We start from the raw sequence: 20384 nt of genomic DNA, 5'->3' as shown, positions 1-20384 counted from the left end.
AATCATGACGCGTCTGAATGATAATAACGGATGTGTAATTTTAAAATTGAAAGGGCTGGTAAAAATGGCAAAAGTATTGTATATCACTGCTCACCCGCATGATGAAGCAACTTCTTACAGCATGGCAACAGGTAAAGCGTTTATTGAATCATACAAAGAAGCAAATCCAAATGATGAAGTTGTACATATCGACTTGTACAAAGAAAACATTCCTCATATTGATGCTGATGTATTCAGCGGCTGGGGCAAGCTCCAGTCCGGCGATGAACTTTCTGAAAACGAAAAAGCGAAAGTGGGCCGTTTAGGAGAGCTTAGCGATCAATTTGCATCTGCTGATAAATATGTGTTCGTCACGCCACTATGGAACTTCTCATTCCCGCCAGTGATGAAAGCATACCTTGATTCAGTTGCAGTAGCAGGAAAGTCTTTTAAATACACTGAACAAGGTCCAGTCGGCTTGTTAACTGATAAAAAAGCGATTCACATTCAAGCGCGCGGCGGCTATTATTCAGAAGGCCCTGCGGCTGAAATGGAAATGGGCCACCGCTACATCGGCATTATGATGAACTTCTTCGGCGTTCCATCCTTCGATGGCATTTTCGTAGAGGGCCATAATGCAGAGCCTGACAAAGCACAGCAAATCAAAGAAGATGCAATTGCCCGCGCAAAAGAAGCAGGAAAAACATTCTAATGAAAAAAGCCTCCCCGTATAAAGGGAGGCTTTATTTATTGTTCTAACGAAATGGTCCGTTTCTCTTCACTGCTTTTCACAGCCGATTCAATAATCCGGATGACATCAATTCCCTCTTCAGCTGTGACAGGGAGCGGCGCGCCTTTGCGTATGCTGTCCGCTATTTTGCGGTAATAGGTAAGGTAAGAGCCGTTAACTGATGGAATGGTTTCAGTTTTTTTGTTTTCGCCATGAACTGTTGTCAGCTGACCGTATGATTCGGGATCATCCGCACCCCAGCTGTCATTCTCCGGTTTTTTTCCGGCTCTGAGGGCATCTTCCTGTCCGTCGATCCCGTATTTGATAAAACTTGAATGCTGTCCGTGAATTTGATAACGCGGGCCGTTTGCCGCGGCGATTGATCCGCCGTATAGAATGGCTTGAAGCTTACCGTAATTCATTGTCAGATGAAAATAATCAACGGTTTCAGCATGTTCTCTTTGAGCCATGACTTTTGCGGTTACAGCTTTAGGCATTCCGAATAAATGGAGTGCCTGGTCTATGATATGGGAGCCGAGATCATACAGCGTACCGGTGGCAGCCCCTTCTTTTTCCCGCCATCTTGCTTGAACCTCTGGTTTGTATCGGTCATAGGAGACCTGATATGTATTGATATCTTCAAGAGACCCGTCATCAATCAGTTTTTTAATTGTTAAAAAGTCATTATCCCATCGTCTGTTATGGTATACGCTTAACAATACGCCTCGTTCGTCAGCCGCTTTTTTTAATTTTTCCCCTTCTTCAGCAGTGGCTGTCATTGGTTTTTCGATGACGACATGTTTGCCCGCCTGAATGCATGCCAATGCGTGCTCGTAGTGGAGGCCGCTCGGAGTGGTGACGATGACAAGCTCAATTGCCGGGTCATTTTTCATCTCCTCAAGCTCATGTACTACTTCGGCATCAGGGAAATCACGCTTCACCTCTTCCGTTCGCGACGTCATCACCTTACTGATATGATACTCATCCAGAACGGCAAGCAGCGGCGCGTGAAAGACGGAGCCTGACAGTCCATACCCTAATATCCCTACCTGTATCGTATCCACTTTTCTTCTCCCCTTTTAAAAGTGCTTTGATAAAGGTATATACCCTTTCCTTCAAATGGTAAAACCTGCATAGTGAATTTTTTTGCCGCCGCAAGCTTAGACAACGGTTTGGACAATCAGTATAATGGGAATTAATATATGAAACAGAGGTGTGCGCATGGAGAAGCATAATGAACATAAAGCATTAAACCATAAAAGCTCGAAAGAAAAGGATCAAATTACAAACCGATTGAAACGGATTGAAGGCCAGGTCAGAGGCATTCAAAATATGGTGGAAAACGATCGATATTGTGTTGACATTCTTGTGCAGATTTCAGCTGTTCAGGCGGCGATGCAAAAAGTGGCTCTCCACTTGCTTGAAGATCACGCCCATCATTGCGTAGCAGACGCCATCAAAAGCGGAGACGGGGATCAAGCCATTTCCGAGCTATTAGACGTATTTAAAAAATTAACGAAATAATCATGCTTTCATCATTGTAATACCCTACGGGGGTATGGTAGGATGAAAACAGACAAAACAAACAGGAGGTATTGATATGGAACAAAAAACATTACAAGTTGAAGGCATGTCTTGTCAGCACTGCGTCAAATCAGTTGAAACGAGTGTGGGAGAGCTGGACGGCGTTAGCGCTGTTCGCGTTCATCTTGAAGCAGGAAAAGTTGATGTCACGTTTGATGCCGGCAAAGTGTCAGTCAAAGACATTGCGGATGCGATAGAAGACCAAGGCTATGATGTAGCCAACTGATTCACGGTATCGCACCTTGATGAAGGTGCGATATTTCTTTCATTTTTATATACCCCCCGGGTGTATATAAAGGAGTGAGTGTATTGAGTGAGCAAAAGGAAATTGCGATGCAGGTATCTGGTATGACTTGTGCGGCGTGTGCCGCCAGGATTGAAAAAGGACTGAAACGGATGCCTGGTGTCACAGACGCCAATGTGAATCTGGCGACGGAAACGTCAAATGTCACCTATGACCCTGCTGAAACAGGAACAGAAGAAATCCAAGAAAAAATAGAAAAACTGGGCTATCATGTCGTAACGGAAAAAGCTGAGTTTGATATTGAGGGCATGACCTGTGCGGCATGCGCCAATCGGATTGAAAAACGGCTTAACAAATTAGAAGGCGTTACAAATGCTCCGGTGAACTTTGCTTTAGAAACTGTGACAGTTGAATACAACCCAAAAGAAGCGGCTGTCAGCGATTTTAAAGAAGCCGTTGATAAGCTCGGATATAAACTTAAGCTGAAAGGCGATGAGGATAGCGAAGCCGCTGCTTCTAAAAAGAAAGAAGAACGGCAGCAAACAGCGAGACTGATCTTTTCAGCTATTCTGTCATTTCCTTTACTGTGGGCAATGGTGAGCCATTTTACATTTACTTCGTTCATTTGGGTGCCGGATTTATTCCTCAATCCGTGGATGCAATTTGCCCTTGCGACCCCGGTGCAGTTTTTGATCGGCTGGCCGTTTTACGTCGGCGCATATAAGGCGCTCAGAAATAAAAGCGCCAATATGGATGTATTGGTTGCACTCGGAACAACGGCTGCTTATGCTTACAGTCTTTATCTTACGATTCAAAGCCTCGGTTCCCATGGGCATACTGACGGCCTTTACTATGAAACAAGCGCGATTTTGCTGACGCTCATTTTGTTAGGAAAGCTGTTTGAGACAAAGGCGAAAGGGCGCTCATCAGATGCCATTAAAAAGCTCATGAAGCTGCAAGCCAAAACAGCGGCGGTCGTAAGAGACGGACAGGAGCAAATCATCCCGATAGATGAAGTGGCTGTTGGTGATATTGTTCATGTCAAACCAGGCGAACGAATTCCTGTTGATGGAGAGGTGCTGGAAGGCCGCTCGGCTGTAGATGAATCCATGATCACAGGAGAAAGTCTTCCCGTTGACAAATCTCCCGGTGACAGCGTGACAGGAGCGACTGTGAACTCAAACGGTTTCCTGAAAATCAAGGCTGTGAACGTCGGGAAAGAAACAGCGCTTTCTCATATCATCAAAATTGTGGAGGAAGCACAAGGATCAAAAGCGCCGATCCAGCGTCTCGCCGACCAGATCTCAGGCATTTTTGTGCCGATTGTATTGGGTATCGCCGTTCTCACGTTCCTTATTTGGTATCTTTGGGCGTCTCCAGGTGATTTTGCTGAAGCGATCAGCAAGTTTATTGCGGTTCTCGTCATCGCCTGTCCATGTGCACTGGGCCTTGCCACCCCGACAAGCATTATGGCAGGATCCGGACGGGCGGCTGAATTTGGCATTCTTTTTAAAGGCGGAGAGCATTTAGAAAAAACACATCGCCTTGATACCATTGTTCTCGATAAAACAGGAACAGTGACAAACGGAAAGCCGAAGCTGACGGATGCCCTTCCATCTGATGCCTTTGAAGAAACAGAGCTGCTCCGGTTCGCAGCAGCTGCTGAGACGGGCTCGGAACACCCGCTAGGTGAAGCGATCGTTGCCGGTGTGAAAGATAAGGGGCTGGAGATACCAAAGCTGACCCATTTTGAAGCAAAAGTAGGCGCGGGTATATCAGCCGAAGCCGGAGGCAAAACGATACTCGTCGGCACAAGACGGTTAATGGAGAGCGAACGGATTGAGCATGAAGCTCTTCTTCCTCGGATGGAGGAGCTTGAAGGAGAAGGAAAAACGGTGATGCTCGTGTCCATTGATGGTGCCGCAGCGGGACTTATAGCGGTTGCCGATACGATAAAAGACACGTCGCGGGAGGCAGTCACCCGCCTGAAAGAGATGGGGCTGGATGTCATCATGATGACCGGGGACAATCGCAGAACGGCAGAAGCGATTGCGAAGGAAGCTGGAATTGCCAGCGTCATTGCTGAGGTCCTTCCTGAGCAAAAGGCAGCGGAAATCTCCCGTCTGCAAAAAGAAGGACGCCAGACAGCAATGGTCGGTGATGGAATCAACGATGCACCCGCGCTTGCCACAGCGGATATCGGCATGGCAATTGGAACAGGCACTGACATCGCGATGGAAACAGCGGACATCACGCTCATTCGAGGTGATCTGAACAGTATTGCGGACGCCATCCGTATGAGCAGACTTACCATGAAAAACATTAAACAAAACTTATTCTGGGCACTTGGCTATAACAGTCTCGGCATTCCAGTCGCGGCCCTTGGATTTTTAGCGCCATGGATAGCGGGAGCGGCAATGGCTTTTAGCTCTGTATCTGTTGTTCTGAATGCATTGCGTCTGCAAAAAGTAAAATAAAAACCGGTAAATTGCCGGTTTTTATTTTTCATTGACACTTTCTTGGAAGACACCATATAATAGATGTAACTATTATATGATTATATGCTCATATATGTAATTTTGATACTCACACTCATTCATCTGCTTTGATGAGGGAATCCTAAATCGGAAGGTAAGGTGAGACAAATGAAACAAGTGAAGCGGGAATATGTTCTGGACGGTTTGGATTGCAGCAACTGCGCACAAAAAATTGAAAATGGCGTCAAAGGCATCAAAGGCGTTGACGGATGCGCGGTTAACTTTGCAGCAAGCACACTGACTGTCTCAGCCGATGGCAAAGAAGAACAATGGGTCACCAATAAGGTCGAGAAAAAAGTAAAATCAATTGATCCTCATGTAACCGTTCGTCCGAAACATAAAAAGAAATCAGCAGATGACGGTTATCGAAAAAGAATGATCAATATGCTGATCAGAATGGCAGCAGCGGTCATTCTCGGAGCAGCGGCATATTTGATTCATGCCGGCCCAATACTGGAATTTTTATTATTCTTTGCCGCCTACTTGATAATCGGGGGGGATATTGTCGTTCGAGCGGTCAAAAACATCAGCCGCGGACAAGTGTTTGATGAACATTTTTTAATGGCTCTTGCAACAATCGGCGCTTTTTTGATTCAGCAATACCCGGAAGGCGTTGCTGTAATGCTGTTTTATCAAATCGGTGAGCTGTTTCAAGGAGCCGCGGTCAGCCGTTCAAGAAAATCGATCAGTGCATTAATGGATATCAGGCCGGATTACGCCAATATGAAAATAGGGGACGGCATCAAGACCGTTTCTCCGGAGGACGTGCAGACAGGAGATATCATTGTCGTCAACCCGGGAGAAAGCATACCGCTGGACGGAAAAATCGTACAGGGATCAGCGATGGTTGACACATCAGCGCTGACAGGAGAATCTGTTCCAAGAAAAGCGGCAGAAGGACAAGAAGTCATGTCCGGCTTTATCAATCAAAACGGCGTTCTGCATATCGAAGTAACAAAAGGCTATAAGGATTCCGCGGTATCCAAAATATTAGATTTGGTTCAAAATGCGAGCAGCCGCAAAGCGCGGACTGAAAACTTTATCACGAAGTTTGCCAAGTATTATACACCGGCTGTCGTCATCATCGCCGCTCTGCTGGCATTTGTCCCGCCGCAGGTTATTCCTGGCGCTTTACTTTCTGATTGGGTGTACCGCGCGCTTATTTTCTTAGTCATTTCATGCCCATGCGCCCTTGTAGTCTCCATTCCGCTCGGTTTCTTCGGCGGAATCGGCGCAGCTTCGAAGGCCGGGGTGCTTGTGAAAGGAAGCAATTATTTAGAAGCCTTACATCAAGTCAAGTACGCTGTGTTTGATAAAACAGGCACCCTGACAAAAGGCAGCTTTGAAGTGACAGAGATCAAACCTGCGGAAGGCCTTTCGAAGGAGACTTTACTCGAAGCCGCGGCATACGCTGAGCTTCACTCTCAGCACCCGATTGCAGAATCTGTCCGGAAAGCCTATGGTAAGCCGCTTTCTCCAGACAAAATCGAGTCATATGAGGAAATATCCGGCCACGGTATTTTCGCTAAGGTGAACGGAAAAGAAATCCTTGCGGGGAACAAGAAGCTGATGGAAAGAGAACAGATTAAGAGCGTCCCGGATGAAAACGCCGGTACAATTGTTCACGTGGCTATTGATCAGCGCTATGCCGGGGCGATCATCATAGCAGATGAAGTAAAGGAAGACGCAAAACAAGCAATCGCAGATTTGAAATCACTCGGTATCAAACAGACAGTCATGCTGACGGGCGATTCAAAACAGACAGGAGAAACAGTCGGAAAACAGCTCGGCCTCGACGAGGTTTATGCGGAGCTGCTGCCGGAGGATAAAGTGGAGCGGGTAGAAGCACTGGAATTGAAGCTGCTCCCGAATGAAAAGCTCATTTTTGTCGGTGACGGAATTAATGACACGCCGGTGCTTGCGCGCGCGGATATCGGAGCGGCGATGGGCGGACTCGGATCAGATGCAGCTGTAGAAGCCGCGGATGTTGTGCTGATGACAGATCAGCCGTCGAAAATAGCGGAAGCGATTCGGATTGCCAAACGGACTCGGCGAATCGTGTGGCAAAACATCGGCTTTGCTTTAGGTGTTAAGGCTATTTTCCTCTTACTCGGAGCGTTTGGATTTGCGACCATGTGGGAGGCGGTTTTCTCAGATGTCGGTGTTACGCTTCTTGCTGTTGCAAACGCCATGCGTGTGATGCGCCTCAAAATGAGATAATTGTCGGACAGAATTCACTATTTCGGGCTTTTCTTATAGACGGTTGTCTTGTTAAAATAAAGAAGTGGGTCAATGGAGATCCGCTTCTTTTTTAATTTTAAAACGATGAGGTGTCGGAGTGAAAAAGAAACAGCAGTCTTCTGCGAAATTCGCGGTCATCCTTACGGTTGTCGTTGTTGTCTTATTAGCAGCAATTGTCATCATTAATAACAAAACAGAGCAAGGCAACGAAGCAGTGTCAGGACAGCCGTCTATCAAAGGCCAGCCTGTGCTTGGCGAGGATGATGCACCGGTAACAGTAGTGGAATTCGGAGATTACAAATGTCCGTCTTGCAAGATGTTTAACAGCGACATCTTCCCCAAAATCCAAAAAGACTTTATTGACAAGGGCGATGTGAAATTTTCTTTCGTGAACGTCATGTTCCATGGAAAAGGCTCAACGTTAGCAGCTCTTGCCTCAGAGGAAGTATGGAAAGAAGATCCTGATTCTTTCTGGGCATTTCATGAGAAGCTGTTTGATAAGCAGCCGGACACAGAGCAGGAATGGGTAACGCCAGCGGTTCTCGGTGATATTGCAAAAAGCACGACGAAGGTAAACCCTGATACGCTGAAGGACAATCTTGATAAGGAAACGTTTGCTTCTGCAGTGGAAAAGGATTCAGCTCTTAATAATAAAATGAACATAAAAGCAACGCCTACGATTTACGTTAATGATAAAGTGATCAGTGATTTTTCGGATTATGAAGAAATTAAAGAAACGATAGAAAAAGAGCTGAAAGGGAAGTAAGCGCATGAAAAATAGAATGGTTTTTTTATATACTTCCTGGGTTGTCGCTCTAATTGCCATGCTGGGCAGTCTGTATTTCAGTGAAATCAGAAAATTCATCCCGTGTGAACTGTGCTGGTACCAGCGTATTCTCATGTATCCGCTCGTTCTGATTTTAGGAATCGCCACCTTTCAGGGTGACACACGCGTGAAAAAATATGTGCTGCCGATGGCGATTATCGGCGCCTTTATTTCAATTATGCACTATCTGGAGCAAAAAGTGCCGGGCTTTAGCGGCATCAAGCCATGTATAAGCGGTGTGCCTTGCTCGGGTCAATATATTAACTGGTTCGGTTTTGTAACCATTCCGTTTCTGGCCTTGATTGCTTTTATTTTGATCATCATTTTTATGTGCCTGCTCAAAGGCGAAAAACCTGAATAAGAAAAAAGCGCCCGCGAATGCAGGGCGCTTTTTTAACTTGTACAAATGATAGGAGCTGCCAGAGGCAAACCCACGCTGATCGGTGTTTGCTGTTTTCCCTCTAAATTTATCTTTTTTTATCATAAAAATGTTATTGATTTTCACCTGAAGCGGTTATAAAATCTAGAGGTCGTCAGAAAATTTAACAAATATAAAGGGAGTCATCAGAATGGCTTGGGAGCTGCTCAGTGTGATCGGCATCATTGCGTTTGCGGTTAGCGGCGCAATTGTTGCGATGGAAGAAGAATATGATATTTTAGGTGTTTATATATTAGGAATTGTCACAGCTTTTGGAGGAGGAGCGATCCGCAATTTGCTGATCGGCGTTCCGGTGTCAGCATTGTGGGAGCAGGGTGCGTACTTTCAAATCGCTCTGGTATCGATCACGATCGTTTTCTTGTTTCCAAAGCTGCTGCTGAAGCATTGGAACAAATGGGGAAATTTATCGGATGCGATCGGTCTTGCAGCCTTCGCTATTCAGGGCGCCCTGTATGCCGTTAAAATGGGGCATCCGCTTAGTGCCGTTATCGTGGCTGCGGTGCTGACGGGAAGCGGCGGAGGAATCATTCGGGACCTGCTTGCCGGGCGCAAGCCGCTCGTGCTGAAAGCGGAAATCTATGCGGTATGGGCGGCGCTCGGCGGTTTAATCGTCGGCTTGGGCTGGACCGGAAACTCGATCGGTTTATACGCGCTGTTTTTTGTGCTCGTCGTATGCCGCGTTTGTTCTTATATGTTCAATTGGAAGCTGCCAAACCGTTATTATCGCTTAGATAGTCAGTAAAATAAAAGAAACCTCTCCGTCATGGAGAGGTTTCTTTTATGGTAGCCTGCTGGGATCAAATAAAAAGTCCTTTCGAATGCTGACCGCACAGAGCAAAGCTGTTTGAAAATTAATAGGTAGCCCAAAAGGTATAGCTGATGGTTTTTTTAGTTCCTGTGTTAGTGAATTTGAATCTGTATGTTGTTTTGTAGCTTTTAGAAGCTTGTTTGTAACTTAAATTTGTAGAGCCTTTTTTCGTTGCATAAAAAGTTTTAACATTTTTCCAGCCTTTATTTGTCTTTTGTTGCAGAGTTGCTGTAATTTTCCCGCTGCCTGATCCGTTTGCCTTAATGTTGGCCCAAGTTCCTTGCCCTGGATAATAAATATGAAAAGTTGGCGAGTAAGTATAGTTTTTAAACGAGCCCGAATGGTAATGAGTACTCCATATTTGCCCTTTTTTAACCCAATCTTTAGCTTCCGCTTTGTTGTTTACTAGGTCAATCGCCGTAAAACTTGTAACGGCTACGACGAATGCCAGCAACATCATAGATAGCTTCTTCTTCACTGAGTATTTCCTCCTAACTTATTCTGGTTCTTTCTTCATGTTCATATCATAAACCGAGAGAAATAATGTAACATCGTCCTATTCTCCCAAATTAAAAACTTCAATTTGTTGAAATATGTCGAAATTGGATGGAAAATGACTATTTTACTGCGACTATAGGTGCGATAGCAAGGATATAGTTGCTTTATGGAAGATGACAATAACAGCCAGTTTAATCATTCTTCACGTTAGAAGAACAGACAAACACGGTAAAGCTCTGTATGTTTTTAAAATGAAAAAGATATATCCTATCGAAGATGGAATGGAATAAGGAATCGATACTGATGAAAGAGAAGATTCGCAACCTAAGAAAAGCACGTCCAGCAGTGATCAATGTGAAATCTTAAAATAAAAAACCGATCTCGAGTTGAAATCGGTTTTTTAATGCATATAAATAACCCAAACCTTGAACGATGTTGGGTGAATGTGCTATTATAAATTGTATTTGCCTGTTTTTATCATATATTAAATATATATCCAATTCTATTTTACCTTATTTCTTCTTCGTTTGTCAACTATTTTCTGGAGGTGCCGTTCATGAATCAGCATGATAAGGAATGGAAAGAAGAGCAGTCAAGAATAGATGATGTACTGCAGGAGCTCGAGAATAAAGAGCGGCTTCTCGAAACGTCCGCGGGCGGGTTAAAGCATGATATTATCGGATTACGAAAAAGCTTCTGGGAAGATGTCACGGTTAACTTTGATGACGCCCATGAAGCTGTTGAAACGATGGCAAGCATTAAGCAGCAAGCAGAGCTGCTGTCTGATCGGGAACGGAATCATCGGCATATGGATCAGCAGCTCAAGCGAATTCATCAATTAAAAGCAACGCCTTATTTCGGCCGGATTGATTTTATTGAAAACGGCGACAAACAGGCAGAGCAGATCTATATCGGTTTAGCATCCTGTATGGATGAGAAGGAGGAACACTTTCTGATTTATGATTGGAGAGCGCCGATATCGAGCCTTTACTATAATTATTCCCCAGGAAAAGCCGAATACGAGGTACCCGGTGAAACGATAGAAGGGGAAATGGTGCTGAAGCGCCAGTTTATCATTAAAAACGGCGCTCTCAAAGCGATGTTTAATACAGATATGACGATCGGAGATGAGATGCTCCAAGAGGTGTTAAGCCACCATTCTGATACACAAATGAAAAACATTGTGTCCACGATCCAAAAAGAACAAAATCAGATTATCCGAAATGAAAAAAGTAAATTTCTGATTGTGCAGGGTGCGGCAGGCAGCGGAAAAACGTCAGCGGCGCTCCAGCGTGTCGCTTATTTGTTATACAGGCACCGCGGTGTCATTGATGCCGGACAAATCGTTTTATTTTCCCCCAACTTTTTGTTTAACAGCTATGTCTCCTCTGTTTTGCCTGAATTAGGCGAAGAAAATATGGAGCAGGCGACGTTTCAGGAATATATCGAGCATCGGCTTGGCCGCAAGTTTCAATGTGAAAGCCCCTTTGATCAGCTGGAATATTGCCTGACCAAAGCAAAAGATGGCCGTTTTCAATCAAGGCTTGCCGGAATCACGTGGAAGGCAGGTTTATCTTTTCAGCAATTTATTGATGAATACGTCAGCAGGCTGTCTTCTGAAGGAATGATCTTTAAAAATATCGTTTTCCGCGAGCAAAAACTGATCACAAAGGAGCAGGTCCAAGCATATTTTTACTCGCTCGATCAAAGCCAGTCCATTCCGAACCGAATGGAACAAACAGCAAATTGGCTGCTGAGTGAGCTTAACAAGCTGGAGAAAAAGGAACGGCGAAAGGATTGGGTCGTTCAGGAAGCCGAGCTTCTCGACAAAGAGGAATATTTGGAAGTGTACAAAAAGCTGCAGGCAAGGAAACGGTTTAGTGAGAGTACGTTTAACGACCATCAAAGAGAACAGCAGCTGCTTGCCGCCATGATTGTAAAAAAGGCCTTCAGCCCAATCAAACAGGCAGTCAGACAGCTGGCGTTTCTTGATGTCAAACAGCTGTATCTGCAATTGTTTTCTGACTGGGGAAGCAAAGCTCAAACAGAGGAAACTGCGGCAATAGGGGAGCTGACAAGATCGGCATTTGGAGAAAATAAACTGCTCTATGAGGACGCGTCTCCATTTCTATATTTGCAGGATTTGCTAGAAGGCAGAAAGAAAAACACGCAGATCAAACATCTATTTATCGATGAAGCTCAAGATTATTCTCCATTCCAGATGGCGTATATAAGGAGTATTTTCCCGTCTGCCAGCATGACGGTGCTCGGTGACATCAATCAGTCTATTTATGCCCATGCAATAAACGGTGCAGCGCGTATGGATGCCGGCTTTGAAGATGAACAGGCTGAATGTGTCCGTTTAAAAAGAACGTACAGATCAACGAGACAAATTGTGGAATTGACAAAGGCGCTGCTTCAGGACGGGGCGGATATCGAGCCTTTTAACAGAGATGGGGAAATGCCCTGCGTGTTAAAAAGCGAGGGTCGCGAGGATCTTTGCCAAAAGCTTACGAAAGAAATTGGGCGCCTTAGAAAGAAAGGGCATGAAACCATTGCCGTTATTTGCAAAACGGCGCAGCAGTCAAGACAGGCTCACGCTCAAATGAGCGAATATATCGATATTCGGCTGATCCATAAAGAAAACCAAACGTTTCAAAAGGGAGTCTGTGTTATTCCGGTTTATTTAGCGAAGGGAATTGAGTTTGACGCAGTACTTGTTTATGATGCCTCAGAAGAGCAATATAGAACAGAGCACGACCGCAGGCTGCTGTACACTGCCTGCACCCGGGCCATGCACGGGCTGACTGTTTCTTCTATCGGTGAGCCAAGTCCGTTTGTGAGTGCTGTGCCCCCTCATTTATATAAGAGTGTTGATTGAAAGAGAAGGGACCCCTTCTCTTTTTTTCTTCATTTCAATGAGACAAAGGGTTTTATCATTAATAATCTTAATCGTTATCATCATGTAAATATATTTTACTTGCGGTGTGTCTTCCGGTAAAGTTCAATTAGATACTATTTCGATCAGTTTATACAATTTTGTGAGGTGGATACGTTGCAACTTCAGGTCATGAACAGTCCGTTTAATCAGGAGCAGGCAGAGCTCCTTAACCGCCTTCTGCCAACCTTGACAGAATCTCAGAAAATTTGGCTGAGCGGCTATTTATCAGCGCCATCTGTTTCCGTACTGGAAACAACGGGGGCGCCGGCTGCTGAGTCTGCGGGTGTTACGGCACCGGCCATTTCAAAAGAAGTCACCGTTCTTTACGGTTCACAGACGGGAAACGCACAAGGGCTTGCAGAGAACGCCGGCAAGCTGCTTGAGGAGCGAGGCTTTCAAGTTACCGTTTCATCTATGAGTGATTTTAAGCCGAACCAGCTCAAGAAAATTAACAATCTTCTGATTGTCGTCAGTACGCATGGCGAAGGCGAGCCGCCTGATAACGCACTGTCGTTTCACGAATTTTTGCACGGAAGACGGGCGCCTAAGCTTGAGGATCTTCGCTTTTCTGTTTTGGCGCTTGGTGACAGTTCATACGAATTCTTCTGTCAGACAGGAAAAGAATTTGATCAGCGCTTGGAAGAGCTTGGCGGGAAACGAATTTCTCCGCGCGTTGATTGTGATTTGGACTATGATGAGCCGGCTGCTGAATGGCTGGAAAGCGTATTTGAGGGCTTAAGTGAAGCCGAGAGCGGAAGCGCCGCGCCTGCGCCGGCAGCAGCGCCTCAAACTGGTGAATCTGCGTATTCAAGAACAAATCCGTTTCGGGCGGAAGTGTTAGAAAATTTAAATTTAAACGGCCGCGGATCAAATAAAGAAACACGCCATGTGGAATTGTCTCTTGAAGGATCAGGCCTTACGTATGAACCTGGTGACAGCCTCGGCGTCTATCCGGAAAATGATCCGGAGCTTGTCGATGCGCTGCTTCAGGAAATGAATTGGGATCCCGAAGAGATTGTGACGCTGAATAAGCAAGGCGATGTCCGTCCGCTGAAAGAAGCGCTGATTTCCCATTATGAAATTACTGTTCTCACAAAGCCGCTTCTTGAACAGGCTGCTCATTTGACGGGAAGCGAGGAGCTTAGAGAGCTTTTAGCACCGGGAAATGAGGGGAAAGTGAAAGCGTATATGGAAGGGCGCGATTTGCTTGATTTGATCCGGGATTATGGCCCGTTCAGTGTAACGGCGCAAGAATTTGTATCCATTCTTCGAAAAATGCCGGCCCGCCTCTATTCAATTGCGAGCAGCTTATCCGCAAACCCGGATGAAGTGCATTTAACGATTGGTGCAGTCCGGTACGACGCGCATGGCCGCGAACGAAAAGGCGTCTGCTCGATTTTATGCGCTGAGCGTCTGCAGCCGGGAGACACACTGCCGGTTTATGTCCAGCATAATCAGAACTTCAAGCTTCCGAAGGATCCTGAAACACCAATTATCATGGTCGGCCCTGGGACAGGCGTTGCGCCGTTCCGTTCCTTTATGCAGGAACGAGAGGAGACGGGAGCTGAAGGAAAAGCATGGATGTTCTTCGGTGATCAGCATTTTGTTACAGATTTCCTTTATCAGACAGAGTGGCAGAATTGGCTGAAAGACGGCGTGCTGACAAAAATGGACGTTGCGTTTTCACGCGATACGGAAGAAAAAGTGTATGTGCAGCACCGCATGCTTGAACAGAGTGCAGAACTGTTTGAATGGCTTCAAGAAGGAGCGGCTGTTTACATTTGCGGAGATGAAAAGTACATGGCACACGATGTCCATAACACCCTTTTAGAAATTATAGAAAAAGAAGGCAATATGACCCGTGAAGAAGCGGAAGTTTATCTTGCCGATATGCAGCAGCAAAAACGTTATCAGCGTGATGTATACTGATTTGACCTGAAAGGAGTTTTTCAACATGGTGACCAAAATCTTAAAAGCACCGGACGGCTCTCCAAGTGACGTCGAGCGCATTAAAGAAAAAAGCGATTATTTGCGCGGCACACTGAAAGAAGTGATGCTGGATCGGATCAGTGCGGGAATTCCGGATGATGATAACCGCCTGATGAAACACCACGGCAGTTATTTGCAGGATGACCGGGACCTCCGCAATGAACGCCAAAAGCAAAAGCTTGAACCGGCTTATCAGTTCATGCTGCGTGTCCGTATGCCGGGCGGCGTATCAACGCCTGAGCAATGGCTCGTGATGGATGATCTTTCACAGAAATACGGTAACGGCACCCTAAAGCTGACGACTCGTGAGACGTTCCAAATGCATGGGATTTTAAAATGGAACATGAAAAAAACCATTCAGACGATCCACTCGGCTCTTCTGGATACAATCGCAGCTTGCGGAGATGTAAACAGGAATGTCATGTGCACATCGAATCCTTACCAGTCTGAAATCCATTCTGAAGTATACGAATGGTCCAAAACATTAAGTGATGATCTTCTCCCTCGGACGAGAGCGTATCATGAAATTTGGCTTGATGAAGAAAGAGTGGCCGGCACTCCTGACGCAGAAGAAGTCGAGCCAATGTACGGGCCGCTTTACCTGCCGCGGAAATTCAAAATCGGTATTGCGGTTCCGCCGTCAAACGATATTGATGTCTTTTCTCAGGATCTCGGATTCATTGCAATTGTGGAAGATGGCAAGCTTATCGGATTTAACGTGGCAATCGGCGGCGGTATGGGAATGACGCACGGCGACAAAGCGACATATCCGCAATTAGCCAAGGTAATTGGATTCTGCCGCCCTGAACAAATGTATGACGTTGCTGAAAAAACAATTACCATTCAGCGAGACTACGGAAACCGTTCCGTCCGTAAAAATGCCCGTTTCAAATACACAGTTGACCGCCTCGGTTTGGAAACAGTGAAAGAGGAATTGGAAAATCGTCTCGGCTGGAGCCTGGAAGAAGCGAAGCCGTACCATTTTGACCATAACGGCGACCGCTACGGCTGGGTAGAAGGCATTGAGGATAAATGGCATTTTACGCTGTTTGTCGAAGGCGGCCGCGTGACGGATTACGAGGATTATAAGCTGATGACAGGCTTGCGTGAAATTGCTAAAGTTCATACAGGTGATTTTCGTCTGACAGCCAATCAGAACTTGATTATCGGTAACGTTTCAAGCGAGAAAAAGGACGAAATCAACGCGTTAATCGACCAATACGGTTTAACTGACGGGAAGCATCATTCAGCGCTCCGTCGCAGCTCTATGGCATGTGTCGCACTTCCGACCTGCGGATTGGCAATGGCTGAAGCAGAACGTTACTTGCCGTCCCTTTTAGATAAAGTAGAAGAGATTATTGACGAAAACGGTCTTCGTGATGAGGAAATTACCATTCGCATGACAGGCTGCCCGAACGGCTGCGCCCGCCATGCGCTCGGAGAGATTGGATTTATCGGAAAGGCGCCTGGCAAATATAATATGTATCTAGGCGCTGCGTTTGACGGCAGCCGCTTAAGCAAAATGTACCGCGAAAATATCGGAGAAGAAGACATTTTGAGCGAGCTGCGCGTCCTGCTTTCCCGCTATGCGAAAGAACGCGAGGAAGGCGAGCACTTCGGTGATTTCGTCATTCGCGCCGGTATCATTAAAGCGACAACTGACGGCACGAATTTTCATGATTGATTATAGAGACGAGAGACAGGGAGGATTGCCCTGTCTCTTTTTTATTTTGCTTTGCGGCAAAAAAGTTCACCATGAGCATATCATGAGAAAAAATACCCTAAAAAGGGTACTATAAAAGAAGACTAGTGTGGAGGAGACTCCTGCGGAATCCAGTATTGGATGTAAGGCCATCTTTTATCTTTTGCAAGCCTCAGCCTCTTCGGACAAATATTGATTAACTCATCATGCAGATACGCAACAGATTAAGGAGGTTATGCATTTGGACATATTTTTAGTCGTCCTTGTTTTACTGGCTATTATTGCGATTTCTAACATTGTCAATCGGTTTATCCCGTTTATTCCAGTGCCTCTGATTCAGGTGGCGCTTGGGATTATTGCCGCCTCATTTCCACAGGGGCTTCATTTTGAATTAAACACGGAATTGTTTTTCGTTTTGTTTATTGCGCCTCTTCTATTTAATGATGGAAAGAGGACGCCTCGGGCGGAGCTTTGGAATTTAAGAGCCCCCATTTTATTGCTTGCACTTGGCCTTGTATTTGCCACTGTGATTGTAGGAGGATACACGATCCACTGGATGATTCCTGATATTCCGCTGGCAGCGGCCTTTGGACTGGCAGCCATTCTTTCACCGACTGATGTTGTCGCTGTCAGCGCATTATCAGGAAGGGTGAAGATGCCCAAAGGAATTCTGCGCCTGCTTGAAGGGGAAGGACTGATGAATGATGCATCAGGTCTGGTTGCCTTTAAGTTTGCGATTGCCGCAGCGGTTACCGGGGCCTTTTCATTGGCCCAAGCAGCTGTCAGCTTTGTGTTTATTTCTGTTGGCGGCCTTTTGTGCGGGGTTGTGATTTCGTTCTTGATTATCCGCTTTCGTCTATTCCTGCGCCGCCTTGGCATGCAGGATGTCACGATGCACATGCTGATTCAAATTCTGACGCCGTTTGTGATTTATTTGGCAGCGGAGGAAATTGGTGTTTCCGGCATTTTAGCCGTTGTGGCAGGCGGTATTACGCATGCGGTTGAACAGGATCGTCTCGAATCGACGATGGTCAAGCTGCAAATCGTCTCATCGAGTACGTGGAATATTATTTTATTTATTTTGAACGGTCTTGTCTTTGTCATCCTTGGCACACAGATTCCGGATGTCATTTCCGTCATTTTTAATGATACAGCGATCAGCAACATGAAAGTGATCGGCTATATTCTGGTCATTACATTTACGTTAATGCTCCTCAGATTTCTGTGGGTGCTGTTCTTCTGGAACGGCAAGTGGTTCTTTAATAAAGATCAAACCATTTATAAGCCGGGACTTCGTTCTACACTGTTAATTTCCATTTCCGGTGTGCGGGGAGCAGTTACGCTTGCAGGTTCATTCTCCATCCCATATTTCTTGGAAGACGGCACACCGTTTCCGCAAAGAAATCTGATTCTCTTTTTAGCCGCAGGCGTCATTTTATGTACGCTTGTCATTGCCACCGTTGTGCTTCCGCTTCTGACTGAAAAAGAAGAAGATGACGAAGAAAAAAATAAGAAGCTGCTGACGGCGAGACGCAAGCTGATTAAAACGGCTCTCAAAACGATTAAAGAAGGCATGAATGATACAAACAAAACGGCGTCTCTTGCGGTCATTGCTGAATACAATGAGAAAATGAAAAACCTTCGTTTTCAGCAATACACAACGTCAACCCGCATAAAAAAGTATGAACGGAAAATCCGCGCTCAAGGGATTAAAGCCGAGCAAGAAGAACTGATGAAACTGCTGGAGCGGGGAGACATCCCGGAAGAAACGGCAAACGCTCTGCAGGAACGGTTTAATGAATTAGAAATTTTGTATGCCAACCCGTTTAAAGTCGGTTTATCAAAGACAAGGCTGAAACGGCTGATGCATTGGATTTTCTTCGGAGAGCATAAAAAGCCGGAGATGTCGATTTTAAACGAAGAGGGATTAATGAGAGCAACTAGAGTTAAAACGGCTAAAGCCGCGCTTGAACATTTGGAAAAGCATATACCGGAAGAACATAAGGAAGTATTTTTATCTGTCATCTCGTTTTATAAACAATTAATTTTCAGATTGAAGCACAGCCATCACGAACATAAATCGAGCGCCCATTTCGAAAATCAGAAGCTGGAAGTAAAGCTGAAGGCTGTGCAGGCGATCAGAAATGAGATTCAGACACTCTTTGAGGAGCGGGAAATTTCCCGGGACATCTCTCATGAGCTTCGCCAATATATTAATGATGTGGAAGCCGCAATGCTAGAAGGCGGCGAATAACTTCAAGAAAAAAAGCTGGCATCGGATGCCAGCTTTTTTCTATAGGTTAGGGGCGATGGAATTCGACAGTGTTGTCATGCCGGTCGAACCAGCCTCTGAAGGCCCAGTTGATCCAGCCGCCGTCTCCTTTGTTTGTGAAGCTTCCGTCTTCAAATACCCAAATGCCGTACGTAATGCCGTCATAAACGGCCGAGCCGTAAAACTGCACACCATTTAAATGATCTTCATATTCCTGGCTTAAGTTAAAAACCATGACGTTATATTTTTGGCCGGATGCGTAGAAGGAAGATTCCATGAGATTTTTCACAAAACCATCGCGGTTCTGGGCTGATTTAATGGCATCTGAAATTTGGTTGGCAATTCCAAGCAAATCAAGGTTAACGTTTAAACCGACTTCTGCGGCAGCAGTTCCGGCGGTTGTTTTCTGTGAGATCTTCGGTGCGGGATTTTCCTCAGCAGAGGCAAGGGAAAAAGGGGCAATTGTCAAAGCGGCGCCAAGAGCAATAGTCATTGGGATACGAATACGTTTCAATTTGTTTCCTCCTCTATGTTTTTGTGGGCTACAGTATTCGCTTACCCTGCTCGCTGTCTAACTAATCTTATAATTGATAAAATAGGAAAAAATTAGCGGTAATGCTCATAATTTACTATGAGATGAAATTCATCCTTATGAAAAAAGAAGCAATAAGAGGCTCTTAAGCGTATTATTGGTATCTGCTGAGAGGAATGTGAGATAATATAGACGCTTACATTTCAATGAAAGGGTGGATGTTCAAGTGGCAACAAGTTTAAAAGATACTGTAAAGCTACATAACGGAGTTGAAATGCCTTGGTTCGGTCTTGGTGTTTTTAAAGTAGAAAACGGCAGTGAAGCGACTGAATCTGTTAAAGCTGCGATTAAAAATGGCTACTGCAGCATTGATACAGCGGCTGTCTATAAAAATGAAGAAGGTGTAGGCATCGGCATCAAAGAATCCGGTGTTGCAAGAGAAGAGCTCTTCATTACATCAAAGGTATGGAATGAAGATCAGGGCTATGACACTACGCTTGCTGCCTTTGAAAAAAGCCTGGAAAGACTTCAGCTTGATTATTTAGACTTATATTTAATCCACTGGCCTGGCAAGGATAAATATAAAGATACATGGCGCGCGCTTGAAAAGCTGTATAAAGACGGCAAAATCCGCGCGATCGGCGTCAGCAACTTCCAAGTTCATCATTTAGAAGAGCTTTTGAAAGATGCTGAAATCAAACCGATGGTGAACCAAGTTGAATTTCACCCTCGTTTGACGCAGAAAGAATTAAGAGATTATTGCAAAGCGCAAGGCATCCAGCTGGAAGCATGGTCTCCGCTTATGCAGGGGCAGCTGCTTGATAACGATGTGCTCACACAGATCGCTGAAAAATATAATAAATCTGTAGCACAAGTGATTTTGCGCTGGGATCTTCAGCATGAAGTTGTAACGATTCCAAAATCCATTAAAGAACACCGTATTATCGAAAACGCTGATATTTTTGATTTTGAATTGTCTCAAGAAGACATGGACAAAATTGATGCGTTAAATCAAGATGAACGTGTCGGTCCAAACCCCGATGAGCTTCTGTTTTAATCAAA

Annotated in this window: 16 protein-coding genes; 13 read left to right on the top strand and 3 right to left on the bottom strand. The window is 45.3% G+C overall.

The window, feature by feature from the left end:
* Positions 1-64 precede the first annotated feature (64 nt).
* Positions 65-691 (top strand): FMN-dependent NADH-azoreductase AzoRB, encoded by a 627-nt coding sequence (gene azoRB / locus NST56_RS17930; protein WP_168748747.1) that lies wholly within the window; start codon positions 65-67, stop codon positions 689-691.
* A 35-nt stretch (positions 692-726) separates the two neighbouring features.
* On the opposite strand, the gene NST56_RS17925 is transcribed toward azoRB, so the two are convergent.
* Complete coding sequence (locus NST56_RS17925) at positions 727-1773, bottom strand: oxidoreductase (protein WP_339178193.1); 1047 nt, start codon at positions 1771-1773, stop codon at positions 727-729.
* Positions 1774-1930: 157 nt separating this feature from the next.
* Here NST56_RS17925 and csoR point away from each other — a divergent pair, with 157 nt between their 5' ends.
* The 7 genes from csoR (at position 1931) to NST56_RS17890 (ending at position 9322) form a co-directional block, all read left to right on the top strand.
* A complete protein-coding gene (csoR, locus tag NST56_RS17920; protein ID WP_010331880.1) occupies positions 1931-2233 on the top strand; it encodes a copper-sensing transcriptional repressor CsoR in 303 nt (100 codons plus the stop codon).
* A gap of 76 nt (positions 2234-2309) precedes the next feature.
* Entirely contained in the window at positions 2310-2519 is a 210-nt protein-coding gene (copZ, locus tag NST56_RS17915; RefSeq protein ID WP_339178189.1) for a copper chaperone CopZ, read from the top strand.
* Between the two features lie 83 nt (positions 2520-2602).
* Complete coding sequence (gene copA / locus NST56_RS17910; RefSeq protein ID WP_339178186.1) at positions 2603-5014, top strand: copper-exporting P-type ATPase CopA; 2412 nt, start codon at positions 2603-2605, stop codon at positions 5012-5014.
* A gap of 168 nt (positions 5015-5182) precedes the next feature.
* Positions 5183-7294 (top strand): heavy metal translocating P-type ATPase, encoded by a 2112-nt coding sequence (locus NST56_RS17905; RefSeq protein ID WP_339178183.1) that lies wholly within the window; start codon positions 5183-5185, stop codon positions 7292-7294.
* Between the two features lie 118 nt (positions 7295-7412).
* Entirely contained in the window at positions 7413-8081 is a 669-nt protein-coding gene (locus tag NST56_RS17900; protein ID WP_268449182.1) for a DsbA family protein, read from the top strand.
* A gap of 4 nt (positions 8082-8085) precedes the next feature.
* The gene (locus tag NST56_RS17895; RefSeq protein WP_268449185.1) at positions 8086-8502 is read left to right on the top strand and encodes a disulfide oxidoreductase; all 417 of its coding nucleotides are present in this window, start codon (positions 8086-8088) and stop codon (positions 8500-8502) included.
* Positions 8503-8710: 208 nt separating this feature from the next.
* Entirely contained in the window at positions 8711-9322 is a 612-nt protein-coding gene (locus NST56_RS17890; protein WP_168748740.1) for a trimeric intracellular cation channel family protein, read from the top strand.
* Positions 9323-9431: 109 nt separating this feature from the next.
* Here the strand turns inward: NST56_RS17890 and NST56_RS17885 are convergent, their stop codons facing one another.
* On the bottom strand, positions 9432-9866 hold the full coding sequence (locus NST56_RS17885; RefSeq protein WP_168748739.1) for a hypothetical protein: 435 nt from the start codon (positions 9864-9866) through the stop codon (positions 9432-9434).
* Positions 9867-10442: 576 nt separating this feature from the next.
* Here NST56_RS17885 and helD point away from each other — a divergent pair.
* The 4 genes from helD to NST56_RS17865 all read left to right on the top strand — a co-directional run bounded on the left by helD (position 10443) and on the right by NST56_RS17865 (position 18772).
* Positions 10443-12767, top strand: coding sequence for an RNA polymerase recycling motor HelD (gene helD / locus NST56_RS17880; protein WP_339178174.1), 2325 nt, complete (start codon positions 10443-10445; stop codon positions 12765-12767).
* Positions 12768-12941: 174 nt separating this feature from the next.
* Positions 12942-14756, top strand: coding sequence for an assimilatory sulfite reductase (NADPH) flavoprotein subunit (locus NST56_RS17875; protein ID WP_339178172.1), 1815 nt, complete (start codon positions 12942-12944; stop codon positions 14754-14756).
* A 25-nt stretch (positions 14757-14781) separates the two neighbouring features.
* Positions 14782-16500, top strand: a complete 1719-nt coding sequence (gene cysI, locus NST56_RS17870; RefSeq protein WP_286057973.1) for an assimilatory sulfite reductase (NADPH) hemoprotein subunit — start codon at positions 14782-14784, stop codon at positions 16498-16500.
* Positions 16501-16759: 259 nt separating this feature from the next.
* The gene (locus NST56_RS17865; protein ID WP_168748735.1) at positions 16760-18772 is read left to right on the top strand and encodes a Na+/H+ antiporter; all 2013 of its coding nucleotides are present in this window, start codon (positions 16760-16762) and stop codon (positions 18770-18772) included.
* 46 nt (positions 18773-18818) lie between these two features.
* Here the strand turns inward: NST56_RS17865 and yvgO are convergent, their stop codons facing one another.
* Positions 18819-19304 (bottom strand): stress response protein YvgO, encoded by a 486-nt coding sequence (gene yvgO / locus NST56_RS17860; RefSeq protein WP_010331869.1) that lies wholly within the window; start codon positions 19302-19304, stop codon positions 18819-18821.
* A gap of 244 nt (positions 19305-19548) precedes the next feature.
* Between yvgO and pgoN the strand changes: the two genes are divergently transcribed.
* Complete coding sequence (gene pgoN / locus NST56_RS17855) at positions 19549-20379, top strand: glyoxal/methylglyoxal reductase (protein WP_339178168.1); 831 nt, start codon at positions 19549-19551, stop codon at positions 20377-20379.
* Positions 20380-20384 lie beyond the last annotated feature (5 nt).

Source organism: Bacillus sp. FSL R5-0560 (genome assembly GCF_037966305.1).
Classification (GTDB): domain Bacteria; phylum Bacillota; class Bacilli; order Bacillales; family Bacillaceae; genus Bacillus; species Bacillus mojavensis.
Note: the sequence above shows the minus strand (reverse complement) of the source record. Positions and strands in the feature narration are given on the sequence as shown.